The 24,143-nt window shown below is 66.6% G+C and carries 24 protein-coding genes; 14 read left to right on the plus strand and 10 right to left on the minus strand.

Annotated elements, in window-relative coordinates; genetic code table 11:
* Positions 1 to 3: 3 nt before the first annotated feature.
* Complete coding sequence (locus RM543_RS03705) at positions 4 to 1,041, minus strand: rod shape-determining protein (RefSeq protein ID WP_116085854.1); 1,038 nt, start codon at positions 1,039 to 1,041, stop codon at positions 4 to 6.
* Between the two features lie 178 nt (positions 1,042 to 1,219).
* On the opposite strand from RM543_RS03705, the gene RM543_RS03710 reads away from it, so the two are divergent.
* Positions 1,220 to 2,233: an ATP-grasp fold amidoligase family protein gene (locus RM543_RS03710; protein WP_311689547.1), complete on the plus strand. Its 1,014-nt coding sequence runs from the start codon at positions 1,220 to 1,222 to the stop codon at positions 2,231 to 2,233.
* Here RM543_RS03710 and RM543_RS03715 read toward each other — a convergent pair.
* Complete coding sequence (locus tag RM543_RS03715; RefSeq protein ID WP_311689548.1) at positions 2,215 to 3,792, minus strand: 2-isopropylmalate synthase; 1,578 nt, start codon at positions 3,790 to 3,792, stop codon at positions 2,215 to 2,217. The genes RM543_RS03710 and RM543_RS03715 overlap by 19 nt on opposite strands.
* Before the next feature lie 236 nt (positions 3,793 to 4,028).
* Between RM543_RS03715 and RM543_RS03720 the strand changes: the two genes are divergently transcribed.
* Genes RM543_RS03720 through RM543_RS03730 form a run of 3 tightly spaced genes read left to right on the plus strand, consistent with a single transcriptional unit; the run spans position 4,029 to position 6,927 of the window.
* Positions 4,029 to 4,751 (plus strand): SDR family NAD(P)-dependent oxidoreductase, encoded by a 723-nt coding sequence (locus tag RM543_RS03720; protein WP_311689549.1) that lies wholly within the window; start codon positions 4,029 to 4,031, stop codon positions 4,749 to 4,751.
* Positions 4,748 to 5,404, plus strand: a complete 657-nt coding sequence (locus tag RM543_RS03725; RefSeq protein WP_311689550.1) for an SDR family NAD(P)-dependent oxidoreductase — start codon at positions 4,748 to 4,750, stop codon at positions 5,402 to 5,404. The genes RM543_RS03720 and RM543_RS03725 overlap by 4 nt, the downstream gene beginning before the upstream one ends.
* On the plus strand, positions 5,398 to 6,927 hold the full coding sequence (locus tag RM543_RS03730) for a cryptochrome/photolyase family protein (RefSeq protein WP_311689857.1): 1,530 nt from the start codon (positions 5,398 to 5,400) through the stop codon (positions 6,925 to 6,927). Before RM543_RS03725 ends, RM543_RS03730 begins: the two co-directional genes overlap by 7 nt.
* 63 nt (positions 6,928 to 6,990) lie before the next feature.
* Here RM543_RS03730 and RM543_RS03735 read toward each other — a convergent pair whose 3' ends face one another.
* Positions 6,991 to 8,448 (minus strand): MORN repeat-containing protein, encoded by a 1,458-nt coding sequence (locus RM543_RS03735; RefSeq protein WP_311689551.1) that lies wholly within the window; start codon positions 8,446 to 8,448, stop codon positions 6,991 to 6,993.
* Between the two features lie 162 nt (positions 8,449 to 8,610).
* Here RM543_RS03735 and RM543_RS03740 point away from each other — a divergent pair, with 162 nt between their 5' ends.
* A complete protein-coding gene (locus RM543_RS03740) occupies positions 8,611 to 10,335 on the plus strand; it encodes an NAD+ synthase (RefSeq protein WP_311689552.1) in 1,725 nt (574 codons plus the stop codon).
* Between the two features lie 332 nt (positions 10,336 to 10,667).
* Here RM543_RS03740 and RM543_RS03745 read toward each other — a convergent pair whose 3' ends face one another.
* From RM543_RS03745 to RM543_RS03755, 3 genes are all read right to left on the minus strand, one after another.
* Positions 10,668 to 11,252 (minus strand): chemotaxis protein CheD, encoded by a 585-nt coding sequence (locus RM543_RS03745; RefSeq protein WP_311689553.1) that lies wholly within the window; start codon positions 11,250 to 11,252, stop codon positions 10,668 to 10,670.
* 24 nt (positions 11,253 to 11,276) lie between these two features.
* Positions 11,277 to 13,535, minus strand: coding sequence for a methyl-accepting chemotaxis protein (locus tag RM543_RS03750; protein WP_311689554.1), 2,259 nt, complete (start codon positions 13,533 to 13,535; stop codon positions 11,277 to 11,279).
* Positions 13,536 to 13,604: 69 nt separating this feature from the next.
* Positions 13,605 to 14,009 carry a metallopeptidase family protein gene (locus RM543_RS03755; protein WP_311689555.1) on the minus strand — a complete coding sequence of 135 codons (405 nt, stop codon included), beginning with the start codon at positions 14,007 to 14,009 and terminating at the stop codon, positions 13,605 to 13,607.
* Between the two features lie 94 nt (positions 14,010 to 14,103).
* Here RM543_RS03755 and gltX point away from each other — a divergent pair, with 94 nt between their 5' ends.
* Positions 14,104 to 15,423, plus strand: coding sequence for a glutamate--tRNA ligase (gene gltX / locus RM543_RS03760; protein WP_311689556.1), 1,320 nt, complete (start codon positions 14,104 to 14,106; stop codon positions 15,421 to 15,423).
* A gap of 42 nt (positions 15,424 to 15,465) precedes the next feature.
* On the opposite strand, the gene RM543_RS03765 is transcribed toward gltX, so the two are convergent.
* Positions 15,466 to 16,269: an ion transporter gene (locus RM543_RS03765; RefSeq protein WP_311689557.1), complete on the minus strand. Its 804-nt coding sequence runs from the start codon at positions 16,267 to 16,269 to the stop codon at positions 15,466 to 15,468.
* Positions 16,270 to 16,383: 114 nt separating this feature from the next.
* The gene (gene trpA / locus RM543_RS03770; RefSeq protein ID WP_311689558.1) at positions 16,384 to 17,175 is read right to left on the minus strand and encodes a tryptophan synthase subunit alpha; all 792 of its coding nucleotides are present in this window, start codon (positions 17,173 to 17,175) and stop codon (positions 16,384 to 16,386) included.
* 138 nt (positions 17,176 to 17,313) lie between these two features.
* Here trpA and RM543_RS03775 point away from each other — a divergent pair, with 138 nt between their 5' ends.
* The 3 genes from RM543_RS03775 to purU all read left to right on the plus strand — a co-directional run bounded on the left by RM543_RS03775 (position 17,314) and on the right by purU (position 19,778).
* Positions 17,314 to 17,505, plus strand: a complete 192-nt coding sequence (locus RM543_RS03775; protein ID WP_311689559.1) for a hypothetical protein — start codon at positions 17,314 to 17,316, stop codon at positions 17,503 to 17,505.
* Positions 17,506 to 17,661: 156 nt separating this feature from the next.
* The gene (gene ychF, locus RM543_RS03780) at positions 17,662 to 18,759 is read left to right on the plus strand and encodes a redox-regulated ATPase YchF (protein ID WP_116085834.1); all 1,098 of its coding nucleotides are present in this window, start codon (positions 17,662 to 17,664) and stop codon (positions 18,757 to 18,759) included.
* A 134-nt stretch (positions 18,760 to 18,893) separates the two neighbouring features.
* Positions 18,894 to 19,778 carry a formyltetrahydrofolate deformylase gene (gene purU, locus RM543_RS03785; protein WP_311689560.1) on the plus strand — a complete coding sequence of 295 codons (885 nt, stop codon included), beginning with the start codon at positions 18,894 to 18,896 and terminating at the stop codon, positions 19,776 to 19,778.
* A 145-nt stretch (positions 19,779 to 19,923) separates the two neighbouring features.
* Here the strand turns inward: purU and RM543_RS03790 are convergent, their stop codons facing one another.
* Positions 19,924 to 20,310 carry an ArsR/SmtB family transcription factor gene (locus RM543_RS03790; RefSeq protein ID WP_311689858.1) on the minus strand — a complete coding sequence of 129 codons (387 nt, stop codon included), beginning with the start codon at positions 20,308 to 20,310 and terminating at the stop codon, positions 19,924 to 19,926.
* Positions 20,311 to 20,512: 202 nt separating this feature from the next.
* On the opposite strand from RM543_RS03790, the gene RM543_RS03795 reads away from it, so the two are divergent.
* From RM543_RS03795 to RM543_RS03815, 5 genes are all read left to right on the plus strand, one after another.
* Complete coding sequence (locus RM543_RS03795) at positions 20,513 to 20,845, plus strand: AtpZ/AtpI family protein (protein ID WP_311689561.1); 333 nt, start codon at positions 20,513 to 20,515, stop codon at positions 20,843 to 20,845.
* Between the two features lies 1 nt (position 20,846).
* A complete protein-coding gene (locus tag RM543_RS03800; RefSeq protein WP_311689562.1) occupies positions 20,847 to 21,620 on the plus strand; it encodes a F0F1 ATP synthase subunit A in 774 nt (257 codons plus the stop codon).
* Positions 21,621 to 21,679: 59 nt separating this feature from the next.
* Positions 21,680 to 21,916 carry a F0F1 ATP synthase subunit C gene (locus RM543_RS03805; RefSeq protein WP_116085830.1) on the plus strand — a complete coding sequence of 79 codons (237 nt, stop codon included), beginning with the start codon at positions 21,680 to 21,682 and terminating at the stop codon, positions 21,914 to 21,916.
* A gap of 98 nt (positions 21,917 to 22,014) precedes the next feature.
* On the plus strand, positions 22,015 to 22,647 hold the full coding sequence (locus tag RM543_RS03810; RefSeq protein WP_311689563.1) for a F0F1 ATP synthase subunit B': 633 nt from the start codon (positions 22,015 to 22,017) through the stop codon (positions 22,645 to 22,647).
* Positions 22,644 to 23,207 carry a F0F1 ATP synthase subunit B gene (locus RM543_RS03815; RefSeq protein ID WP_311689564.1) on the plus strand — a complete coding sequence of 188 codons (564 nt, stop codon included), beginning with the start codon at positions 22,644 to 22,646 and terminating at the stop codon, positions 23,205 to 23,207. Before RM543_RS03810 ends, RM543_RS03815 begins: the two co-directional genes overlap by 4 nt.
* Before the next feature lie 161 nt (positions 23,208 to 23,368).
* Here the strand turns inward: RM543_RS03815 and RM543_RS03820 are convergent, their stop codons facing one another.
* A complete protein-coding gene (locus RM543_RS03820; protein ID WP_311689565.1) occupies positions 23,369 to 24,031 on the minus strand; it encodes a YiaD family glycine zipper/OmpA-like lipoprotein in 663 nt (220 codons plus the stop codon).
* Between the last annotated feature and the right edge of the window lie 112 nt (positions 24,032 to 24,143).

Here is a 24,143-nt window from a genome sequence, read left to right on the forward strand (position 1 = left end):
TGGTCAGCTGTCGTAGTCTATCACATGCCGAAGCTGTTTTTCATACTCCAGCGCCTTGCCCGTCCCGAGGGCCACACAATTGAGTGACTCGTCCGCGACCGAGATCGCGAGGCCGGTCTGCTCCCGGAGCGCCAGATCGAGCTCTCCGAGGAGGGCGCCGCCGCCAGTGAGCATGACGCCGCGATCCACGATATCCGCCGCGAGGTCGGGCGGTGTCGCCTCGAGCGCCGTCATCACCGCCTCGCAGATCGCCTGCACCGGCTCCGACAGGGCCTCGGCGACCTGCGCTTGGTTGATCTCGGTTTCCTTCGGCACGCCGTTGAGAAGGTCCCGGCCGCGGATCTGCATGGACGCGCCGCGCCCGTCATCGGGCATCCGGGCGGTGCCGATGGAGGTCTTGATCCGCTCGGCGGTCGAATCGCCGATCAGGATATTGTGCTGGCGCCGCAGGTAGCTGACGATCGCGTCGTCCATTCGGTCGCCGCCGACGCGGACGGAGCGGGCATAGACGATGTCGCCAAGGGACAGGACCGCGACTTCCGTCGTGCCGCCGCCGATATCGACGACCATAGAACCGGTGGGATCGGTGATGGGCATGCCCGCCCCAATCGCCGCCGCGATGGGCTCGGCAATGAGACCGGCCCGCCGGGCCCCCGCCGACAGGACGGATTGCCGGATCGCCCGTTTCTCCACCGGCGTCGCGCCGTGGGGGACGCAGACGATGATCTTCGGCTTGGTGAAGGTCGTGCGCTTGTGAACCTTGCGGATGAAGTGCTTGATCATCTCCTCGGCCACGTCGAAGTCGGCGATGACGCCCTCCCGCATGGGCCGTATCGCCTCGATGGAGCCCGGCGTGCGGCCGAGCATCAGCTTGGCATCCTCGCCGACCGCGAGCACCTCCTTGCGGCCACCCTTGATGTGGTACGCCACTACCGAAGGTTCGTTCAGGATCACGCCGCGTCCCTTGACGTAGACGAGGGTATTCGCCGTGCCGAGGTCGATCGCCATGTCCGATGAAAACAATCCGCCCAGTCGGAACATGAATTCTCCTTCCGAAAACTCGTGGAACCGCGACACCCCGGTCCGCGGGCCGAGCCGCTTATAGGCGTAGGGGGCTGTGCGGAAAAGGGGGGCGCGGTGGCCTATGCGCGCAATCCTGCCGTCTGGTGAAGTCGTTGTCCATGATGCAGTAATGTCGCTCCCGCGCCCCGATCACGGAATGAAAGTGATGACACCGCATCTGCCGGACCGCCTGCTCTTCGCGGCGGTGAATCTTTGGGTGCGCCGACGGCACAAGCGGCTCGTACGCTTCTGCCGCGAGCATCCCGAGCGCTGGGCGGGGATGCCGTGGCCGGCCCTGCCGCGCTCGGTGTCGGCGAAATTCGCGTGGCGCAAGCTCTTCGATCACGATCCGCGCTTCGTGCTGCTGTCCGACAAGCTGGCCGTCCGGCGCTGGGCGAAGGACGAGGGGGTCGACGTTCCCTTCCCGCGTCTCCTCTGGGAAGGGACGGATGCCGATGCCATTCCCGAGGCCCTTCTGGCGCAGGACGTGGTGCTCAAAGCGAATCACGGCTCGTCGATGAACATCTTCCCGGCCCGGACCGACATGGATGATGCTGCGATACGGCAAAGGGCGGCGCGCTGGCTTCGGACCCGCTACGGCGAGGCGGCGCAGGAAACGGCCTACCTGTCGATCGAGCCTCGCCTCTTCGTGGAGGAAAGCGTCGGCTTCGGCGCGCTGGAGGAGATCAAGTTCTACACCTTCGGCCCGGAGATCGGCCGGATCTTCCGCTCCCGCGGCCGGGACACGGCGGACGAGGCGGCCACAATTCTGCTGCCGGACGGGGCAGGGGGCTTCGAGCAGGGCGCACGGTCAGACGTCGTCGACCGCACGCTCGATGCGCCGCTCCCGGAATGCTGGGATCGCCTTGTCGATCTGGCGCGGCGGATCGGCGGGCAATTTGATCAGGTCCGGGTGGACTTCCTCGTGGAGGGCGAGCGGTTCTGGCTCGGCGAGCTGACCCTCTACACTCAAAAGGGATACATCCCCGCGCCCGAGGCCGAGGCAGGCGGGTGGCTCGCGGAAATGTGGGACATCCGGCGCAGTCGCGCCTTCGAAAGCGCGCCACGGGGCTGGCGCGGGGCCTACCTGCGGCGCCTGAAGCGGCATCTGGAAAGGGAAGCCGCCGCCCGGCACGGGGCGGCGGCGGAAGGTCAGCTCACGTCCTTGTAGTTGACTTCCTTGCGGTCGCTGCCCTCGGACCGGCGGCGGCGCGTCACCAGGCGATTGAGTGCGGCGACATAGGCGCGGGCGGAGGCGACGACGGTGTCCGTGTCGCTCGACTGGCCGGTGACGATCATGCCGTCCTCCTCCAGCCGGACCGTCACGGTGGCCTGAGCGTCCGTTCCCTCGGTCACCGCGTGAACCTGGTAGAGTTGCAGCCGCGCGCCGTGGGGGAACACCTCCTTCACGGCGTTGAAGACCGCGTCCACGGGGCCGTCGCCCGTTGCGGTCACCTGTCTGTCCGTGCCGTCCGCCGTCAGCGTCAGGTCGGCCGACTGGGGCGCCTCGGTGCCGCAGATCACGCGCAGGAACTTCACCTTCAGGTATTCGTCGACTTCCATCACGTCCTGCATCAGGGCGACCAGATCGTCGTCGAAGACCTCCTTCTTGCGGTCCGCCAGCGCCTTGAAGCGAACGAAGACGTCGGCGAGCTGGTTGTCCGCCAGGTCGAAGCCCAGTTCCTTCATCTTCGAGCGCAGGGCGGCGCGGCCCGAGTGCTTGCCCATGACGAGCGAGGTGGCGGAGAGGCCCACATCCTCCGGCCGCATGATCTCGAACGTCTCGGCGTTCTTCAGCATGCCGTCCTGGTGAATGCCGCTTTCATGGGCAAAGGCGTTCTTGCCGACGATCGCCTTGTTGAACTGCACCTGGAAGCCGGACACGGCGGAGACCCGGCGGGAGATATGCGTGATCTTCCGAGCATCGATGCCCGTGTCGAAGGGGATGATGTCCCCCCGCGTCCGCATCGCCATGACCACTTCCTCGAGGGCGGTATTCCCCGCCCGTTCGCCGAGACCGTTGATCGTACACTCGATCTGACGGGCGCCGCCCGCGACGGCGGCCAGGGAGTTCGCCGTCGCCATGCCGAGGTCGTTGTGACAATGCGTGGAGAAGATGACGTCCTCTCCCCCCTCGACCTCAGCGATCAGGCGCCGGATCAGGTCAGCCGATTCGACGGGCGCGGTGTACCCGACGGTGTCGGGGATATTGATCGTCGTGGCGCCGGCCTTGATCGCGATCTCGACGGTGCGCTTGAGGTAGTCCCATTCCGTGCGCGTCGCGTCCATCGGCGACCATTGCACGTTGTCGCAGAGATTGCGCGCGTGGGTCACGGTCTCGTGGATGCGCTCGGCCATCTCGTCCTTGTTCAGGTTCGGGATGGCGCGGTGCAGCGGCGAGGTGCCGATGAAGGTGTGGATGCGCGGGGAGGCGGCGTGCTTCACGGCCTCCCAGCAGCGGTCGATATCCTTCAGGTTCGCCCGGGCGAGGCCGCAGATCGTCGCGTTGGTCGACCGCCTGGCGATTTCGGCCACGGCGGCGAAATCCCCCTCGGAGGCGATCGGAAAGCCGGCCTCGATCACGTCCACGCCCATCTCGTCGAGCAGCTGGGCGATCTCGAGCTTCTCGGCATGGGTCATCGTGGCGCCGGGGCTCTGCTCGCCGTCGCGCAGGGTGGTGTCGAAAATCAGGACGCGGTCTTTGCCGGCGCCGATTACTTGGTCTGTCATGGAAGTCTTCCTTAGCTCTTGTCTCGATCCTTCCAGCGCTGTTCCACCCCTGAGCGGCGCGCCGGAGGGCACGCTCAGAGGCAGCTAAGGAGAAGGAGCGCCGGACGGGCGCGGCGCAGGATCTGCGCGTCGGCTGCGATATGTGGGCGTCCGGTCATGTCGCGGACTATAATCACGCAAAGGTAAATGAAAACCCCTCGATTGACCGCTCCGTGCCCGCTTCTACCTCCCCCGGCATGGAACCCAAGACTGCAATCGTGACCGGCGCGGCCGGCACCATCGGGCGGGCGATCTGCGAAAGCCTTGCCGGCAAGGGGTGGCGCGTCGCGGCGCTGGACCTGGATGCGGACGGCCTCGCGCGGGTCGAGGGCGGCGTCCTGCCGATCACTTGCGATGTCACGGACGAAGCGGCGGTCGCCGAGGCCTTCGCGAAAGCGGGGAGCGAGTTCGGGACGCCGGGCATCGACCTTCTCGTCTCGAATGCCGGCATCGCCCATCCCGTCACCGGCCCCATCGAGGAGCTGTCGCTGGCAGGCTGGCGCAGGATGACGGACAGTCATCTCCTCGGCGCCTTCCTGACGGTCCGCGCCGCAGTGCCGGGATTGCGGGCGAGGGGCGGCTCCATCGTCACCATGTCCTCCGTGCGCGCCGTTCAGGCGGAGCCCGACTGCGAGGGCTACGGCGCCGCGAAGGGCGGGCTGATCGGGCTGACCCAGTCCCTCGCCGTCTCCCTCGGCCCAGAGGTGAGGGCGAACACGATCCTGCCCGGCTGGATCGTCCCGCCCAAGGAGCGGCCGGACTTGCGCGAGGTCGACCATGGCCAGCATCCGGCGGGCCGCGCCGGCCGGCCCGAGGATATCGCCGAGGCGGTGATCTACCTCGAGGGTGCCGGGTTCGTCACGGGGCAGACGCTGGTGGTGGACGGCGGCATGGGCCGCAAGATGGTCTACGCCGAATGAGGTCGCTCGTCGTGGGCGCCTCCGGCGGGATCGGATCGGCACTGGCGGAAGCGCTCGGGGAGCGGGGGGAAGTCGTCTCGCTGTCGCGCGGCGAGGACGGGCTCGACGTGCGGGACGAGGCGTCGGTCGAGCGCTGTCTTGGCGCGCTGCAGGGGGAGTTCGACCTGATCCTCTGCGCCGTCGGCATCCTCGACGCGGGCGCTCCGCCCGAGAAATCCATCGCCGCCGTGACGCCCGTCTCCATGACCCGCCTCTTCGAGGTGAACGCGGCCGGTCCCATGCTCGTCCTCAAGCACGCCCTGCGGCTGCTGCCGAAGGACAGGCCGGCCACCTTCGCCGCGCTCTCCGCCCGCGTCGGATCGATCGGGGACAATCGCATCGGCGGCTGGCATTCCTATCGCGCGTCCAAGGCGGCGCTGAACATGCTGATGCACGGCGCGGCCATCGAACTTGCCCGCACGCACCGGCAGGCGACCCTCCTCTGCCTCCACCCCGGCACCGTCGCGACGCCGTTCACCGAGGATTACACCGCACGGCACACAACCGTCCCGCCGGCGGAGGCCGCCGCCAATCTCCTCGCGGTGCTGGACCGTCTCGGCCCCGAGGAAAGCGGCGGGTTCTTCGATCAGCATGGCAGGGGAATCGACTGGTGAGCCGTCTCGTTCTCGTCCTCGGAGATCAGCTTTCCCCGGACATCCACGCGCTGCGCGAGGCCGACAGGGACGAGGATGTCGTCGTCATGGCCGAGGTCATGTCCGAGGCGAGCTATGTTCGCCATCATCCCAAGAAGATTGCCTTCCTCTTCGCCGCCATGCGCAAGTTCGCCGCGCGGCTGAGGCAGGACGGCTGGACGGTGGACTACACCGAACTCGACGATACCGAGAACACGGGCTCCATCCCCGGCGAGCTCCTGCGCCGCGCGGAGCAGCGGGGCAGCGCCGAGGTGCTGGCTACCGAGCCCGGCGAATGGCGTCTGATCGAGGCTCTGAACGATTGCCCGCTCGACGTCACGCAGCTTTCGGATGATCGCTTTCTCGCCAGTCACGCCCGCTTCGAGGACTGGGCGAAGGATCGCAAGGAACTCCGGATGGAGTGGTTCTACCGCGAGATGCGGCGGGAGACCGGCCTTCTGATGGAGGACGGGGAGCCGGCGGGCGGGAAATGGAACTTCGACCACGAGAACCGCAAGCCCGCTCCCGGCGAGATCGACTATGGCGGACCCATGGAATTCACGCCCGACGAGATCGTGGAGGAGGTGCTGGACCTCGTCGAGGCCCGGTTCGGCGAGAATTTTGGGGACCTCCGCCCCTTCGCTCTCGCCACCGAACCCGTCCAGGCCCGGCGCGCGCTCACGCATTTCGTCAAGAACGCCCTGCCGAAGTTCGGCGATTACCAGGACGCGATGCTGGAGGTGAACGGCTTTCTCTACCACGCCCATGTCTCGTTCTACCTCAATGCCGGGCTCCTGAGCTGGCAGGAGATCTGCGAGGCGGCGGAAGAGGCGTGGCGGCAGGGAGACGCGCCGATCAATGCCGTCGAAGGCTTCATCCGCCAGATCATCGGCTGGCGGGAGTACATGCGCGGGATCTATTTCCTGCAGGGGCCGGACTACACCTCCCGCAACATCCTGAACCATGACCGCGACCTGCCCGGGTTCTACTGGGGCGGCGAGACGCGGATGAACTGCGTCGGCTCGGCCGTAAGGGACACGAAGGACCACGCCTACGCCCACCATATCCAGCGCCTGATGGTGACGGGCAACTTCGCCCTCCTCGCCGGGATCGACCCGCACCAGGTGCACGAATGGTACCTGGAGGTCTATGCCGATGCCTATGAATGGGTGGAGGCGCCCAATGTCATCGGCATGAGCCAGTTCGCCGATGGCGGGGTCGTGGGCTCGAAACCCTACATTTCCTCGGGCAATTACATCGACAGGATGTCCGACTACTGCGCCGGCTGTCATTACGACGTGAAGACCAAGACAGGGGAGGGGGCCTGCCCGTTCAACCTGCTCTACTGGGCCTTCCTCGACAGGCACAGGGACCGCTTCGAGCGCAACCCCCGGATGGGCAACATGTACCGCACCTGGGATCGGATGAAGGACGAGAAGCGCGACACGATCCTCGGCGAAGCGGAGGAGTTCCTCGGCCGCATGGAGAAGGGCGAGGTGGTCTAGCCTGGCGGATCGGCGAAGGCGCCGTGGGCGAGGGCCCCGCCGATGCGGGACCGTCGCGCAGGCCTACTGCGCCCTGGTCTCCGCCTCGCCATCGGCCGCCGCCGGCACTGCGTCCGCAGGTTCGGCGGTGCTGGTCAGGACGCCGTCGTCCCACGTGCCGGTGGCTTCCTCGCCGGTGGCGTAGACCATCGTTCCCTCGCCCTGGCGATTGCCGTCGGCAAAGGATCCCTCGTAGCGGTCGCCGTTGGCGTAGGTCGCGACACCCTCGCCGCTGATTTCGCCATCGGACCAGCCGCCGGTATAGGTGAAGCCGTCGGTCATGGTGATCGTCCCCTGGCCGTCGCGCTGGCCTTCGGCGAAGCCGCCCTCGTAGACGGTGCCGTCTGCATAGGTCGCCGTTCCGTCGCCATGGCGCAGACCGGCCTGCCATTCGCCTTCGTAGCGGTAGCCGTCGGGAGAGGTCATCACGCCCTGGCCATCGTTCTGGCCGTCCGCGAAACCGCCGGTATAGGTCAGGCCGTTGGCATAGGTGGCGGTGCCCTCGCCGTCGATCACGCCGGCCGTCCAGCCGCCCTCGTAGGTCGACCCGTCGGCATAGGTGATCGTGCCCTGGCCGTCCGCTAGGTCGTTCGAGAACGTCCCCTCGTAGATCGATCCGTCGGGATAGACGACACGGCCCGTTCCCTCGATCCGGCCCTCGACCCAGTCGCCGGCATATTCGTAGCCGTCGGTCCCGACGAATTCGCCCTGACCGTGGCGCAGGTCGTTCTGGAAACCGCCCTCGTAGACGTCTCCGTTGGCGTAGGTGACGGTGCCGCGGCCGTCCCGCTTGCCGTCCACCAGATCGCCTTCGTAGACATCGCCGCTCGGCTGGACGAGCCTGCCGGTGCCGTTGATCTGCCCGCCGGCCCATTCGCCGACATATTCGAGCCCGTCCGGCATGGTCAGCGTGCCCTGACCCGAGCGCTGCCCGCGGCTGAGATTGCCCTCGTAGACGGCGCCGTCGGGATAGGTGATCGTGCCGCGGCCTTCCTTGACCCCGGCGACCCACTGGCCTTCGTAGCGATAGCCGTTGGGGGAGACCATCCTGCCCTCCCCGTCATGCAGCGCGTTGACGAAAGAGCCCTCGTAGCGCACGCCGTTGGCATAGTTGGCGGTGCCGGTGCCGGTCATCTCGCCGTTCGTCCAGTCGCCCTCGTAGGTGCCGCCATCCGCGAAGACGATCCGGCCCTGTCCCTCGGGCTTCCCCGCGACGAACTCGCCGGTATAGACCGAGCCGTCGGGATAGCGCGCGGTGCCGTCACCGAGGATCTCGCCCTCGACCCAGTCGCCCTCGTACTCGTAGCCGTTGGGGAGCCGATACGTGCCGCGCCCGTGCTGGAGCCCGTCCTTGAACGTCCCCTCGTAGACGCCGCCATTGTCATATTGCTTGGTCTGCACGCGGCTGACCTGCGCCTCGGCCGTCATGGCGAGACTGGCCAGCGCGGCGGCAAGGGCGATCGATCGGGCGGTTCGGGACATCGGACTGCTCCCCCAAGACTAGCGGGCGGATGTTCGCCTCCGGTTTCGGATGCGCAACCTACGGCGGGCCGGGAGCGGCGGCAACGCTTTTCCGGGCCGGACGCTGTCAACTGACCGTCAGTCTGCTATCTGGCGGAGGATTGCCGAGCCGAAAGACCTCCCATGCCGACATTCCGCCTGACACTCGCCCAGCTCAACCCGACCGTGGGCGCGATCGACGCAAACGCCGCCGCGGCGCGGGACGCCTGGGCGGAGGCAAAGGCCGCCGGCGCGGACCTCGTGGCCTTTCCGGAGATGTTCATCACCGGCTACCAGACGCAGGATCTCGTCCGGCGGCCGGCCTTCACCGCCCATGCCGAACGCGCGCTCCTTCAGCTCGCGGCCGACTGCGCGGACGGCCCGGCCATCGCCATCGGCGGTCCCTTCGCCGATCCGCCGGCGCTCTACAACGCCTACTGGATCCTCGAGAAGGGCCGTGTCGCCGCCCGCATCCTGAAGCATCACCGCCCCAACGACGGGGTGTTCGACGAGGTGCGCCTGTTCCGCTCCAGTCCGATCCACGGGCCCTACCGGATCGGCCCCGTCCGGATCGCCTCGCCGATCTGCGAGGATGCCTGGTGGCCCGATGTGGCGGAGGCGCAGGCCGAAAGCGGGGCGGAGATCCTGCTTGTCCCCAACGGCTCCCCGTACCACCGCGTGAAGCGCGACGTGCGCATGGGGCACATGGTCTCCCGCGCGGTCGAGACCGGGCTTCCGCTCGTCTATCTCAACCTCGCCGGCGGCCAGGACGACCAGGTCTTCGATGGCGGCTCCTTCGTGCTCGACCGGGCGGGCGGGCTCGTCCAGCAGATGCCGCTCTTCGAGACCGCGATCCGCCATGTCGACTTCGAGGAGGGGGAGGACGGCTGGGTCCCCGCCGCGGGTCAGCTGGCGCCCGTTCCCTCGCCGTGGGAGCAGGATTACCGCGTGATGGTCGAGGCGCTGCGGGACTATCTGCGCAAGTCCGGCTTCAAGAAAGTGCTGCTCGGGCTGTCGGGCGGGATCGATTCCGCCATCGTCGCGGTGATCGCGGCGGACGCCATCGGCCCCGAGAACGTGCGCTGCGTGATGCTGCCGTCCGAGTTCACGTCTCAGACCTCGCTCGACGATGCCGCCGCCGTCGCCACTGCCCTGGGCTGCCGGCTGGACGAGGTGAATATCGGCGGTCCGCGCGATGCCGTGACGGCGGCCCTCGCGCCGCTCTTCGAGGGGCTGGAAGAGGACGTGACCGAGGAGAACGTCCAGAGCCGCCTCCGCGGGCTTCTTCTGATGGCGATGTCCAACAAGTTCGGAGAGATGCTGCTCACCACCGGCAACAAGTCCGAGGTCGCGGTGGGCTACGCCACGATCTACGGCGACATGTCCGGCGGCTACAATCCGATCAAGGACCTCTACAAGACCCGCGTGTTCGAGACCTGCCGCTGGCGAAATTCCGAGCATCGTGACTGGATGATGGGCCCGTCCGGGGAGGTTGTTCCGACCCGGATCATCGACAAGCCCCCCACGGCCGAACTGCGCGCCGACCAGAAGGATGAGGACAGCCTGCCGCCATACGCCGATCTCGACCGTATCCTCGAGATGATGGTGGACCGTGACCTGTCCACCGCCGCCATCGTCGCGGAAGGCTTCGAGGAAGACGTGGTCCGCCGCGTCGAGGGACTGGTCTACGGCAGCGAATACAAGCGCTTCCAGGCGGCCCCCGGCGCCCGTCTGACACCCCGCGCGTTCTGGCTCGACCGGCGCTATCCCATCGTCAATCGCTGGCGCGACCCCGGCCTTCCCATCGACGATCCGCTTCCGTCTCGCGAGCCGGCCGAAGCCGATAGCGGTGGCGACCCCCAGACCTGAGGTCAGACGCGCGGCCGGCGCCGGGCATGGGGTGGGGGGAGCCGCCCGTTCCGCGCCTGTTCCGTGACAGGGTGGCAGGTCAGGGCTGCAACGTCGCGCCCTGATTGGGTGCGGGTCTGCGGTCGTCTCATCTGCCCGACTGACCGGACCGGGACCGCAAGATGGAGTTCGCCGGGCTCTGACGTCTTGTCGATGTTGTTGGTGCCGAGCCGGGCCGGGGCGGAAAGCAGGGCGGAGCCGGTCCTGGCATGAGAAGGTCGCCGAAGGTTCCCGGCCGGGCCCTGAACCGAATGCCGCCCTGCTCCCGACGGGAATGAACATGCAAGGGGCGGCTAGAAGAGGTCTATGGCGCCCGATCCATCGGGTAGTTTGGGGGGCTCAGGTACGGCGTCGATTTCCTGCTCGGTCGGGCGGATCAGCTGCATCAGGACTTCCCCGGTCGCGATCCTGAACTTCAGGCGTCGGGAGCGGATGCCGCCGGTATGCTGACCGGCGACAGGTATCCTTTCTGCAGCGAGGAAGTCGGAGGCGAACTTCGCGTTGGCAGCGCCGATGGGACGCACGTTGCCGAGCATCATTGCGCCGCCGGCGATGCGGGCCGTCATGCGACGCTTCTGCGCTCCCTTCTTCAGCATGGAATTTATCAGCAATTCCATGAGGTATGCGCCACTACGCGTGTTGAGGTTCTGCGCGCCGCCGCTGTTGGAGACCGGCAGGAGAAAGTGGTTCATCCCGCCGATCCTGCGTTCCTCGTCGTGGAGGCAGACAGCCACACAGGACCCCAGGATGGTCGTCAGTGCGTCGCCGGGACGGTCTGAGACGGCGATATCTCCCTGTACGAGGTTGATCAGGTTTTCCGAGCCCCCGGCGGTCTGCCGGAAGCGACGGATCGAGTCTGCGCCGGAACTGCTGTCCATGCGGTTCCTCCTGGATGCCTTGCGTTAAAACTGGAGCCATGCATCGTCGCCGGGGTCCTCCACCGCCAGCGCAGCCGATGCCGCCGGTGCCGCGCCGCGAGACGCCGGAGGTTTCTGTGCGGTCCTGGGCGCGGAGGCGGCCCGCTCGGCCCCGCCGAAGGGAACGACCGTTCCATTGGCCGGCCGGTTCGTCCGGAAGCTCTCGGCAAGCGACCGCAGTTTCTCGCTTTCCGTGCGCAGCAGTGCGCCGGCAGTGTTCACCTGGCTCGCGGCGGCGGCGTTGTCCTGTGTCACGCGGTCGAGATCGTTCACGGAGGAATTGATCTCCGACAGCCCGATGGACTGTTCCTGCGCCGCGTGGGCGATTTCCTCGACGGTCGCGGTGATCGTCTCGAAACGCTCGACGATGGCGGTGAGGGACTTGCCAGTCTGGTCAACGAGGTCGACGCCCTGCGTCACGGTGCGCGCGCTTTCCTCGATCAGGCTCTTGATTTCGCCGGCACTGTCGGAACTGCGCTGGGCAAGGGCACGGACCTCGGCGGCCACGACGGCAAAGCCGCGTCCGGCCTCTCCTGCCCGCGCCGCCTCGACCCCTGCGTTGAGGGCGAGGAGGTTCGTCTGGAAGGAAATGTCCTCAAGCATCGAGGTGATCTGGGTGATTTTCCCGGAAGAGGCCGCGATATTGTCCATCGCCTTGATTGCTGCGGTCACGACGTCACCCGCCTTCTTGGCATCGTCGCGGACGGTCGATACGGTTTTCTCCGCTTCCTTGGCGCCGGTGGCCGTCGAGGAGACCGAGGAGGTGAGCTCATCGAGTGCGGCGGCGGTTTCTTCGAGTGTGGCCGCCTGGTTTCCGGCCCGCTGGGACAGCGACTCGGCGGCGCGGGAGATGTCGGCGGTATTGCTGTGGATTTCTTCGGCGTTCTGCACGAGGGACCCGAGGGCGTCCCCCAGCTTCTCTACGGCCGAGTTGAGATCCTGTCTGACGCCCTCGTACTCCTCGGGGAACGTGTGATCGATGCGCACGGTCAGATCGCCCGAGGAGACGCTGCGCAGGGCGTCCTTGATGTCGTCAAAGACGGCGGTCTGCGCCTCGGCGCTGCGAGCCGCGTCTTCCGCAAGACTGCGCCGCTTGATCGCATTGTCCCGGAACACGATCATGGAGGCTGCGATCTGGCCGAACTCGGTGCGTCCCGCCGCCGGAATTTCCGCGTCGAGATCGCCGTCGGCAAGGGCGGTGAGGGGCGCCAGCGTCCGTGTGAAGGCCTTGTTGATCGCGCGGACCATCAGGAAGCTGAGCGCAGCAACGAAGATAAGAACCCCGATCTCGATGGCGCTGATCAGGACGAGGCCATGCATGACGTCGTTCGACCATTCCTCGGACGTTTCGCGCAGGCGATCCGCGAGCCTGGCTTTCAGGTTACGCATCTGTTCAAGGCGCGTATCGGTTGCGGTCAGCCAGGCCGGCACCGAGACGCTCTCGATCTGCTCGGGCGTGCCGGCGGCGTAGATCCCGCGCATCCTGTCGATGCGGTCGGCCACGTCCCCGCTGTCGATCTGTTCGACCCGCTGGAAGAAATCGGCTTCGAGGAATTCGTCCAGCATCTCGAAGCGGAGGGTCTGGCCAGCCTGCCGCTTGGTGAGGATGGTTTCCATCTCTTCGGAGAATGCGCCGACGGCAAATCCCGACGCGGCAGCGCCCTGCTCGAACGCACCGTCGTTGATGGCGTCCGACAGGAGAGCATAGGCGCGCATCTGTCGGCCGAGAACGGGAACGGTCATCTCGTCCGCCGCGCGGCCGATCATGATGTGAGCAGGCCGGATCGCGTCGGTGTAGCTTTCGAGGATTTCCAGGGCCGTCTGCGAGCGGGTCTCGACTTCGGCCCGGATCCCGCTGAGGGACTCGATGGAGTCGATGACGTCCTCGAGGCCCTGCCGGTTCTTGGCGTCCCGTGCGGATCGCAGGGCCGTATCCATCTCGTCGCGAAGCTCGTCGGCGCGCTGGTCCGTGCGCTGCTTGGCGGCGGCATACTGGCCGGTGTACCGGTCCCCCGGCACGGCGAGCATGAGCGCCGCGGCGGACTTCTCCGCGGCGATCGCGCCGGAATACTTGGCAAGCGCTTCTGTCGCCTCGATCACCACGTTGGCGTGGCGGATCCCGTTCAACTTCTCTACCCCGCGGCTGACTTCCAGCATGGTGCTGATCGCCGCGAGAGAGATGCAGAGGCCCACGAGGGCCAGGATGATCGTCGTGATTCGGAAACGTGAAATAACGCGTTGCATTGGCCGGGACCCCTTTCGTTCGAGGCACCGATAGCCGTTACTACTGAACAACCGGTTACGGTCCGCGTCTCAGGTCCACCATTCGTCCACGGACGCGATGTCATCGTCGGACCAGCCGAAATGGTGCGCGATCTCATGGACGAGGATATGCGTGACCAGCTCGCCCAGCGTGACGGTCCCACGCTCTGCCCACTCGTCGAGGATCGGACGCCGGAAGAGCCAGATGACGTCGGGCCGGGATGGCTGATCGAACACGGAGCGTTCCGTCTGCGGTATGCCGTCGTAGAGGCCGGTCAGCTCGAAGGGGCTCTCGATATCCAGCTCCGCAAGCATCTCCTCGTCCGGGAAGTCGACGACGCGGATCGCGATGTCCGCGGCGCCGCTGCGGAACGGCGGGGGAAGGGCGGCGCGGGCCGCTTCGGCAAGCGCCGCGATCTCGTCCACGAGCGGCGCTTCGGCCTTGCTCCAGTCCATGCTGCGTCCTCCCTCGGGGCCATCGCGACCGATATGGACAAGGCGGGCGAGACGTGAAAGAGCCAAGCCGCCCTGCCACCCGGGAGATTTCGCCATGACCGTCACTCGTTTCGCGCCCTCTCCGACCGGGTATCTCCACGTCGGCAACCTGCGCACGGCGCTCTTCAACTGGCTGGTCACGCGGGCCGGGGGCGGGACGTTCATCCTGCGCCTCGACGACACCGATCCCGAGCGCTCGAAGCCTGAATACGCCGAGGCGATCCGGGAGGACCTGCGCTGGCTCGGTCTCGACTGGGACCGCGAAGAGCAGCAGTCGAAGCGTCTCGACCGATATGCCGAGGCCGCGGATCAGCTGCGGGCCGCGGGTCGGCTCTACGAGTGCTTCGAGACGCCGGGCGAGCTGGACCTCAAGCGCAAGAAGCAGATGAACATGGGCCGTCCGCCGGTCTACGATCGTTCCGCGCTGGAGCTGTCGGAGGCGGAGAAGGATGCGCTGCGCGCGGAGCGGCCGGGCCATTGGCGCTTCAAGCTCGACCACCAGCGGATCGAGTGGGAGGATGGCATCCTCGGTCCCCAGAGCATCGATGCGGCCAGCGTTTCGGATCCCGTCCTGATCCGCGGCGACGGGCAGGTGCTCTATACGCTCGCCTCGGTCGTGGACGACACCGAGATGGGGATCACGAATGTCGTTCGCGGTGGCGACCACGTCACCAATACCGCGACGCAGATCCAGATCATCGAGGCACTGGGCGGCAAACTGCCCTCCTTCTCGCACCATTCGCTGCTGACCGGACCGCAGGGCGAGGCGCTGTCGAAACGGCTTGGTACGCTGTCCCTTCGGGATCTGCGCGGTCGCGGCGTCGAGCCAATGGCGCTGCTGTCGCTGATGGCGCGGCTTGGCTCCTCGGCGCCGGTGGAGCTGCGCCAGACGCATCAGGAGCTCATTGACGGCTTCGACATCTCCCGTTTCGGCGCGGCGCCCACGAAATTCGACGAGAGCGACCTCTTCCCCCTGACCGCCCGCTACCTTGCGAGACTGCCCGTCGAGGCGGTCGCTGACGAGCTGGACGCGGCCGGCGTACCGGAGGGCGAGCGGGCGGCGTTCTGGGACGTGTTCCGCGAGAATGTCGAGACGCGGCAGGACATTGCCCCCTGGTGGGAGGTCTGCACGAAGGGCGCTCCGCCGCTGGTGGACCCCGAGGACCGGGAGTTCGTGGCCGAGGCGCTGGCGCTTCTGGGCGAGCCTCCCTACGGGCCCGAAACCTGGGGCGAGTGGACATCGGCGGTGAAGGACGCGACCGGGCGCAAGGGCAAGGGCCTGTTCCTGCCGCTGCGCAAGGCGCTGACCGGGCGCGGACGGGGGCCGGAGATGGCCGATTTCATGCCCTTGCTGCGCGTCAAGCCGACGCTCTGAGGGGGCAGGGAACGCCCTTCCTTTCGCGTCTCACTTGTTGCGCTAGTCCCGCACCGCCGCTTTGGACGTCTCTCCCGATGCCGGTGACAGACGCGTCTCGATTGCTTCGAGTCGCTGCAGAACCTCGACGCGATAATCCGCCGTCGCGGCATTCGATTCCTGCGCGTGCGCATCCTGCATCGAGTTGACGATGAGGCCGACGACGAGGTTCACGACCGCGAAGGTCGTCACGAGGATGAAGGGCACGAAGAAGAGCCAGGCTTCCGGGTGCACCTCCATCACAGGCCGCACGATGCCCATCGACCAGCTTTCGAGCGTCATGATCTGGAAGAGCGAATAGGCGGAGGCGCCGAGGGAGCCGAACCACTCGGGGAACGTCTCGCTGAAGAGCTTCGTGGCCATGACCGAGGCAATGTAGAAGATCACCGCCATCAGCAGGAACACCGATCCCATGCCCGGCAGGGCGGTGACGAAGCCCTCCACCACGCGCCGAAGCGTCGGGGCGACGGAAATGACGCGCAGGAGCCGCAGGATCCGCAGCGCGCGCAGCACGGCGAAGCCCTGCCCCGAGGGGATGAACGCCACCGCCACGATGACGAAGTCGAAGACGTTCCAGCCGGAGCGGAAGAAGGACGGGCCGCGAGCGACGAGCTTGGCGGCGATCTCGAGGACGAAGATCGCGAGGCAGAGCCGGTCGATGGTGAGGATCAGGCCGCCGGCCTCTGCCATCACGGTCTCGGATGTCTCGAGCCCGAGCGCGACCGCGTTGATCAGGATCACCGCCATGATCCCGTTCCTGAAAGACGGGCGGTCGATGAAGTCGGCTATGCGTGTTCGGATCGTCATGTCGTCTCCAGTGGGCCCCGGCGGGGCCTCGGAAAAGCAGGAGCATCGGCCGCGAACAAGGACGCGCCGGACGAGGCCGCCGGACATGTGCCGGGATCGCCGCGTCGCCCTGGTTCAGCCCGAATGCACGCCGTCCGCGAGGGAGCGGACATAGGCCAGCAGCTCCTCGATCGGCCCGCCTTCGGCGAGCTTGGAGACGATGGCGGACCCGACCACCGCGCCGTCGGCGATTTCGGCGATGCCGCGGGCGCTCTCGGGGTCGCGGATGCCGAAACCGACGATGACCGGCAGGTCCGTCGCGGCCTTGATCCGGGCGACTTCGGGGGCGACGTCGGACGGCTCCGGCACTGCGGATCCGGTGATGCCGGTGATCGAGACGTAGTAGACGAAGCCGGACGTGTTCTCGAGGACGCGGGGCAGGCGGGCGTCGTCGGTCGTCGGCGTCGCGAGGCGGATGAAGTCGATCCCGGTCTTCAGTGCGGGGATGCAGAGTTCGTCGTCCTCCTCGGGGGGCAGGTCCACGACGATCAGACCGTCGACGCCGGCCTCCTTCGCCTCCGCCAGGAAACGCTCGACGCCGCGGGAGTAGATGGGATTGTAGTAGCCCATCAGGACGATCGGCGTTTCGTCGTTCTCCTCGCGGAACGCGCGGACCATGCCGAGGGTCGATTCAAGGGTCATGCCGCCGGCGAGGGCGCGCTGACCTGCAGCCTGGATCGTGGGGCCGTCCGCCATTGGATCGGTGAAGGGGAGGCCGAGTTCGATGATGTCGACGCCGGCGTCCGGAAGCCCGCGGAGAACCTCCAGGCTGCGCTCCCGATCCGGGTCGCCCGCCATGATGTAGGAGACGAAGGCCTTGCGGCCCTCGGTGCGAAGACGGGCGAAGGTATCGGCGATCCTGGCCATGACGCGGCTCCTTGGTGGAAGGTCCTCGGCGCTGTTGCCCGAGCGGGGAGGGGAAATCAAGCGCGCGCCCGCGGGATCCTCGACCGGAAAATTCGCGGGTCCCGTGAAATGATCGAAGACGTGCCTATATCGGATCCCATGAATTATATACTCGCACTCCTCCTTCCGCCCCTGTCCATCCTGCTCGCGGGACGGCCGATCGTCGCCATCGTGACCTTCATCATCTGGATCCCGTCGATCCTGATCAGCGGCGGTCTCGGTCACCCGATCTTCATCCTCCTGGCGTGGATCCTGATCTACCAGTCCCACGCCGACCGCCGCGCGCGCTGACCGCGCGCCAAGACCGCAGCGCGCGCTGACCGCGCACCAAGGCGGCGTCACGGACCTCCGCAGGGGCTGCCTGCGGGGTCTGCGGTCCCGCACGCCGCTTGCCCCTGAGCCCGTGTTCGCCTAGATGCGCCTGCGATCCATCACAAGGAGACCGGCATGGGCTTTCGGACCGGCATCGTGGGGCTGCCGAACGTGGGCAAGTCCACGCTCTTCAACGCGCTGACCAAGACCGCGGCGGCGCAGGCAGCGAACTTCCCCTTCTGCACCATCGAGCCGAATGTCGGCGACGTGGCCGTCCCGGACGCGCGTCTGGAGCGGCTCGCGGGCATCGCGAAATCTGCTCGCACGATCCCGACACGCATGACGTTCGTGGACATCGCCGGCCTCGTGAAGGGCGCGTCCAAGGGGGAAGGGCTCGGCAACCAGTTCCTCGCCAACATCCGCGAATGCGACGCCATCGCCCACGTGCTGCGCTGCTTCGAGGATGACGACGTGACCCACGTCTCGGGCAAGGTGGATCCCGTGGACGATGCCGAGACCATCGAGACCGAACTGATGATCTCGGACCTCGAATCCATCGAGAAGCGGCTCCAGAACCTCACCCGCAAGGTCCGCGGAGGGGACAAGGAGGCGATCCAGCAGGAGCGTCTTCTGAAGACGGCGCAGGCCGCACTCGAGGGCGGCAAGCCCGCCCGATCCGTCGAGGTGGATGCGGACGATGCGAAGGCCTGGGAGATGCTTCAGCTTCTGACGTCGAAGCCGATCCTGTATGTCTGCAACGTCTCCGAGGACGAGGCTGGGACCGGAAACGCGCATTCCCGCGCCGTCGAGGAGATGGCCGCGGCGCAGGGCGCCGGCACGGTCGTCATCTCCGCGAAGATTGAGGAGGAAATCTCCCAGCTCGATGCGGAGGAGGCGGCGGAGTTCCTCGAGACACTGGGGCTGGACGAGGCCGGACTCGATCGGCTGATCCGCGCCGGCTACGAGCTTCTGGGCCTTCAGACGTTCTTTACCGTCGGCCCCAAGGAGGCCCGTGCATGGACCGTTCCGGGCGGGGTCGCGGCGCCCCAGGCCGCCGGGGTCATCCACGGCGATTTCGAGCGCGCCTTCATTCGCGCCGAGACGATCTCCTACGACGATTACGTCGCCCTCGGGGGCGAGCAGGGCGCCAAGGATGCCGGCAAGATGCGGGCTGAGGGGAAGGCCTACAAGGTTGCGGACGGCGACGTGCTGCATTTCCTGCACGGCGCCTGACGCACAAAAGGCAGGGCCCCGCGCCGCTTTCCCTCCGCCGTGCGGCGCTTTCCGGCGCGCCGGCGGCCCGGGCGGCGGTCAGCGTTCGGGCTCATGGGACCGTCGTCCCCCCGCGTTTCTGAATCGGATGTGACATGACGAATTTCGCACTGACCGTGAAGTGCCCCTCGACCCGCGGGATCGTGGCGGCCATCGCCAATTATCTCGCCGAGCATGGCTGCAACATCACCGACAGTTCCCAGTTCGACGATACCGAGACGGGCAACTTCTTCATGCGCGTGAGCTTCGTCTCCGAGGAGGACCGCACGCTTGCCGCGCTCGAGGAGGGCTTCGCCGCGACGGCCAAGGGCCTCGCGATGGATTACGCCTTTCACGACGAGGCGGAGAAGATGAAGGTCGTCATCATGGTGTCCCGCTTCGGGCACTGCCTGAACGACCTGCTCTATCGCTGGAGGATCGGCGCGCTGCCGATCGACATCGTCGCGGTGATCTCCAACCACATGGAGTACCAGAAGGTCGTCGTGAACCACGACATCCCCTTCCACCACATCCGTGTGACCAAGGAGAACAAGGCGCAGGCCGAGGCGCAGCAGATGTCCATCATCGAGGAGAGCGGCGCCGACCTGGTGATCCTCGCCCGCTACATGCAGGTCCTGTCCGACGAGATGTGCCGGAAGATGTCCGGCCGGATCATCAACATCCACCACTCGTTCCTGCCAAGCTTCAAGGGCGCAAATCCCTACAAGCAGGCCTTCGAGCGTGGCGTGAAGCTCATCGGGGCGACGTCCCACTACGTGACGGCCGATCTCGACGAGGGACCGATCATCGAACAGGAAACGGTGCGCGTCACCCACGCCCAGAGCAACAACGACTACGTTTCATTGGGCCGGGATGTCGAGGCGCAGGTGCTCGCGCGGGCGATCCATGCCCATATCCATCGGCGCGTTTTCATCAACGGAAGCAAAACAGTTGTTTTCCCGGCCTCTCCCAACAGCTACGCCTCGGAGCGGATGGGCTGAACGCGGGGAACCGTGATCCTCACGTCCGCGTTACGGCTGGAAATCAATCAGGAGGCAGTTCACAATGAACCGCATCATCTATCTCGTCGGCCTTGTGGTCATCGTTCTCGCCATCGTGGCGTTCGTGCTCTGATCTGAGCCGATATCACCGGTCATCGGCGGTGCGGGAGGTTTCATCCGCCGCGCCGCCGGGATCGGAAATCAGTCCCTCCCGGACGAGAAGGCGCTCGAGCGCGTCCATCTCCACCGGTTCGACCTGACCGAATCCCTGCATCCAGACCGTGGCATCGCGCAGGGAGGCCGGTTCCAGCCGACACCATTTCACCCGTCCCCGCTGCTCCTGCGAAATCAGACCGGCGCGGGTCAGGACGGACAGGTGCTTCGAGATCGCCGCGAGCGACATCTCGAAGGGCTCAGCCACGTCGGTCACCGCCATGTCGTCTTCCAGCAACATCGACAGGATCGCGCGCCGCGTCGGATCGGCCAGCGCGGCGAACAGAATGTCGAGATGATGGGGGGCAGGGCGGACCATTCCCTCGCCGATAGGAGCGTCCGGATCGTCGGTCAACCTCGCAGTTGAATATGGCAGCCGGGCGGATTCGGGGCTGCGCGCCGTTCTGGGCTGAGGCCCTGCTTGGTAAAAACGAACGTTTTCAATGATTTGTTAGAGTCCTTTGCCAATTGACTTGTCTGTCCCCCCTGCCTAGAACCACGACCGACGACGGGGGCGGCCCATGACCGACGACGATAAAGCGGACCGCCTGCGCCGGCTCGACGAGCAGATCGCGCGCCTCAAGGGCACGACGGGAAAGCCGGAGACGAGCCGGGTGGAAGACCACCACAGTCAGGCGCAGATCGCCTGGCGCATGGTGACGGAGCTCGTGGCCGGTCTCTTGATCGGTCTCGGGGTCGGCATGGGGCTCGATGCCCTGTTCGGAACGAAGCCGTTCCTGCTGATCCTGTTCATCGGGCTCGGGTTCTTCGCCGGAGTGCGCGTGATGATGCGTACGGCGGAGGAGATCGGTAAGAACGCGGGCGATCGGCCCGCCGCAGACGACGAGGGCTGACGTGGAAGAAGAAGCGGCACACGACGTGGCGGCGCATGGCGCCAGTGGCGGCATCCAGATCCACCCGATGGACCAGTTCATCGTGCGCCCTCTCTTCGGCGGGGACGAGATCCACTGGTACACCCCCACCAACGTCACGCTCTGGATGGCCCTGACCGTTCTGGCGATCGCGCTTCTGCTGGTCGTCGGAACGCGCGGCCGCAACGTGGTGCCGAGCCGCGGCCAGTCGGTCGCCGAGCTCGCCTACGGCTTCGTCTACAAGATGGTTGAGGACGTGACCGGCAAGGAGGGGCTGAAATATTTCCCCTACATCATGACGCTGTTCATGTTCATCGTGACGGCGAACATGCTGGGCCTGATCCCCGCCGCCTTCACGGTCACCTCGCACATCGCCGTCACCGCCGTCCTGGCCCTCGCGGTCTTCTTCACGGTGACGATCCTCGGCTTCGTCAAGAACGGCACGGGCTTCCTGTCGCTGTTCTGGGTCGCCTCGGCGCCGCTCGCGCTGCGCCCGGTCCTGGCGATCATCGAGCTGATTTCATACTTCATCCGCCCGGTCAGCCACTCCATCCGTCTTGCCGGCAACCTGATGGCCGGACACGCGGTGATGAAGGTCTTTGCGGGCTTTGCCGCGGCGGCCGCCATCGCGCCCTTCTCGATCCTCGCGATCACCGCGATCTACGGGCTCGAGCTGCTGGTCGCGTTCATCCAGGCGTACATCTTCACGATCCTGACCTGCGTCTATCTCAAGGACGCGCTTCACCCGCACCACTAAGGGCGGGCCGGATCGACCGAACCCCTATCTGCCAATTCCAGTCCCAAGGAGAAAAGATCATGGAAGGCGAAATCGCAAACATGGGCCAGTTCATCGGTGCAGGCCTTGCAGGTCTCGGCTGCGGCGTGTCCGCTCTCGGGATCGGCAACGTCGCCGGTAACTTCCTCTCCGGCGCCCTGCGCAACCCGTCTGCCGCCGCCGGCCAGACCGCCACGCTCTTCATCGGCATCGCGTTCGCCGAAGCGCTCGGCATCTTCTCGTTCCTCGTCGCCCTGCTGCTGATGTTCGCCGTCTGATCGGACGGACTGCAACTGGCGATATGCCGGCGGAGGGCGACCTGATCGTCTTCCGCCGCCGGGGCATCCCGCCCCGGGTCTGACCCAAGGAGACGCCGATGGAAGAGACCGACGCGGAAATGTCCCCGGCGGACACCGCGGGGCGGACCGGAGTAGTGGAGAACCACGACGTCGGCGCATTGCCGTCGGACGTGGATGTACACACCGAGACCCTCGCGCATGAGGAAGAGGCCGCGGGCATGCCGCAGCTGAACCTCGAAACGTTCCCCAACCAGATCTTCTGGCTGGTGATCGCGCTCGTCGCGATTTACCTCATCCTGTCCCGCATCGCGCTGCCGCGCATCGCCGCCGTTCTGGCGGAGCGGAATGGCACGATCACCAACGATATCGCGGCGGCCGAGGAGCTCAAGCTCCGCGCGTCCGAGGCGGAAGAGGCCTACAAGCAGGCGCTCGCCGATGCCCGGAGCGAGGCGCAGAAGATCTCCGCCGATACCCGTGCCGAGATCCAGGCGGACCTCGACGAGGCCATCGCAGCCGCCGATGCCGACATCGCCGAGAAGACGGCCGAGAGCCAGCGCCGGATCGGCGAGATCCGTGACCAGGCTGCGGCGGATGTCGAGGTCGTGGCCAAGGATGTCGCTCAGTCCATCGTCGAAGCGTTCGGCCAGGACGCGGACGATGCCGCTGTGAATGGCGCCGTCGACGCCGAGATGGGGAGCCGTACCGCATGATCCGTATCGCACTCGCCGCGTCGGCGGCCGCTCTCGCGGCCCTTCCGGCGCAGGCCGCAACCGGGCCGTTCTTCTCGCTCGGGAACACCAACTTCGTGGTGCTCCTTGCCTTCATCCTGTTCTTGGCGATCCTTGTCTATTTCAAGGTGCCGGGTCTTCTGATGAAGATGCTCGACAAGCGGGCCACCACGATCCGGTCCGAACTGGACGAGGCGCGCGCCCTCCGCGAGGAAGCCCAGACCGTCCTCGCCGAGTTCGAGCGCAAGCAGAAGGACGTGCAGGATCAGGCTCAGCGCATCGTCGCGCAAGCCCGGACCGATGCCGAGGATGCTGCCCGGCAGGCAAAGGCGGACCTCGAGGCGTCCATCACGCGCCGCATGGCGACCGCGGAGGAGCAGATCGCGTCCGCCGAGGCGTCCGCCGTTCGCGAAGTGCGCAACCGCGCCATCGAAGTGGCGACAGCCGCCGCCGCGCGCGTTCTCAAGGAGCGCATGACAGGCGAGCGTCAGAATCGCCTGATCGACGAGAGCATCGGAACGGTCGAGGCCAAGCTTCACTGAACCGCACCTGCGCTCATCTGCGGATGACACTAAGACCGCCCTGCGCCTGATCGGCCGGGGCGGTTTTCGTTTGCCGGCCCGCAACTCCGCCCCGTGGGGCGCGCAACGAAAAAGGGCGGGATCCGAAGATCCCGCCCTTCCTGTGAAGTCTGTCCGGCCGATCAGTTCGGGCGGATGATGACTTCGACGCGGCGGTTCTGCTGACGGCCGGCGGCGTCGAGGTTGGACGCGATGGGCTGATCTTCGCCCCGGCCGATGGACCGGACGCGGGCCGGGTTCACACCGGAATTGATCAGCACGCCAGCGACGGACTGAGCCCGGCGCTGGGAAAGCTGCTGGTTGTAGGAGGCAGCACCCGTGTTGTCCGTATGGCCGATCACGTCGACCGTGGTGTTGGGGTAACGCTGCAGGTTCGCCGCGAGCGAGCGCAGGTCGGATTGCAGGTCCGGACGCAGGGAGGCGCTGTCGGTGGCGAAGAGGATGTCCTGCGGAAGGGTCAGGATCAGCTCGTTGCCGGTGTTCTGGATGGCGACGTTGTTGCCCATCTGCTGGCGCAGTTCGGCTTCCTGCTTGTCGAGCTGGTTGCCGATGACGCCGCCGGCCGCGGCCCCGATCACTGCACCGCCGACGGCGCGGCGGCGGCGGTCCTCGGCGTCGTCACCCGTCAGCGCGCCGGTGGCCGCACCGACGAGACCGCCGACGATGGCGCCGTCACGGGTGCGGTTGGGGTCGGAGCCGTCGTTGAGAAGGCGCGGGTCGGTACAGGCGGAAAGCGCGATCGTGCCGGTCAGCGCGACTGCCGCGAATTTGAAGGAGATGCTCATTCGATTCTTGCCTCAGATGTTGGTGTGAAATGTCTGCCCTTATTTTTAGGGCAACTTGGCGCCCTTTACAGCAAGTCGCAACGCACGTTAGCGAAGAATCGCGCACGTCGGC

Origin of the sequence: Tropicimonas omnivorans (genome assembly GCF_031846565.1) — a bacterium.
GTDB lineage: Bacteria > Pseudomonadota > Alphaproteobacteria > Rhodobacterales > Rhodobacteraceae > Tropicimonas_B > Tropicimonas_B omnivorans.

Bases quoted from the DNA above. Each gene is read 5' to 3' on its own strand.
- RM543_RS03720 (WP_311689549.1), top strand. From the start codon at position 4,029: ATGGAACCCAAGACTGCAATCGTGACCGGCGCGGCCGGCACCATCGGG.
- RM543_RS03755 (WP_311689555.1), bottom strand. From the start codon at position 14,009: ATGGACTGGAGCAAGGCCGAAGCGCCGCTCGTGGACGAGATCGCGGCG.
- ychF (WP_116085834.1), top strand. From the start codon at position 17,662: ATGGGCTTTCGGACCGGCATCGTGGGGCTGCCGAACGTGGGCAAGTCC.
- RM543_RS03805 (WP_116085830.1), top strand. From the start codon at position 21,680: ATGGAAGGCGAAATCGCAAACATGGGCCAGTTCATCGGTGCAGGCCTT.
- RM543_RS03715 (WP_311689548.1), bottom strand. From the start codon at position 3,792: ATGACAGACCAAGTAATCGGCGCCGGCAAAGACCGCGTCCTGATTTTC.
- RM543_RS03745 (WP_311689553.1), bottom strand. From the start codon at position 11,252: ATGGACAGCAGTTCCGGCGCAGACTCGATCCGTCGCTTCCGGCAGACC.
- RM543_RS03725 (WP_311689550.1), top strand. From the start codon at position 4,748: ATGAGGTCGCTCGTCGTGGGCGCCTCCGGCGGGATCGGATCGGCACTG.
- RM543_RS03710 (WP_311689547.1), top strand. From the start codon at position 1,220: ATGAAAGTGATGACACCGCATCTGCCGGACCGCCTGCTCTTCGCGGCG.
- RM543_RS03705 (WP_116085854.1), bottom strand. From the start codon at position 1,041: ATGTTCCGACTGGGCGGATTGTTTTCATCGGACATGGCGATCGACCTC.
- RM543_RS03740 (WP_311689552.1), top strand. From the start codon at position 8,611: ATGCCGACATTCCGCCTGACACTCGCCCAGCTCAACCCGACCGTGGGC.
- RM543_RS03820 (WP_311689565.1), bottom strand. From the start codon at position 24,031: ATGAGCATCTCCTTCAAATTCGCGGCAGTCGCGCTGACCGGCACGATC.
- RM543_RS03750 (WP_311689554.1), bottom strand. From the start codon at position 13,535: ATGCAACGCGTTATTTCACGTTTCCGAATCACGACGATCATCCTGGCC.
- RM543_RS03790 (WP_311689858.1), bottom strand. From the start codon at position 20,310: ATGGTCCGCCCTGCCCCCCATCATCTCGACATTCTGTTCGCCGCGCTG.
- RM543_RS03775 (WP_311689559.1), top strand. From the start codon at position 17,314: ATGAATTATATACTCGCACTCCTCCTTCCGCCCCTGTCCATCCTGCTC.
- trpA (WP_311689558.1), bottom strand. From the start codon at position 17,175: ATGGCCAGGATCGCCGATACCTTCGCCCGTCTTCGCACCGAGGGCCGC.
- RM543_RS03795 (WP_311689561.1), top strand. From the start codon at position 20,513: ATGACCGACGACGATAAAGCGGACCGCCTGCGCCGGCTCGACGAGCAG.
- gltX (WP_311689556.1), top strand. From the start codon at position 14,104: ATGACCGTCACTCGTTTCGCGCCCTCTCCGACCGGGTATCTCCACGTC.
- purU (WP_311689560.1), top strand. From the start codon at position 18,894: ATGACGAATTTCGCACTGACCGTGAAGTGCCCCTCGACCCGCGGGATC.
- RM543_RS03810 (WP_311689563.1), top strand. From the start codon at position 22,015: ATGGAAGAGACCGACGCGGAAATGTCCCCGGCGGACACCGCGGGGCGG.
- RM543_RS03735 (WP_311689551.1), bottom strand. From the start codon at position 8,448: ATGTCCCGAACCGCCCGATCGATCGCCCTTGCCGCCGCGCTGGCCAGT.
- RM543_RS03815 (WP_311689564.1), top strand. From the start codon at position 22,644: ATGATCCGTATCGCACTCGCCGCGTCGGCGGCCGCTCTCGCGGCCCTT.
- RM543_RS03765 (WP_311689557.1), bottom strand. From the start codon at position 16,269: ATGACGATCCGAACACGCATAGCCGACTTCATCGACCGCCCGTCTTTC.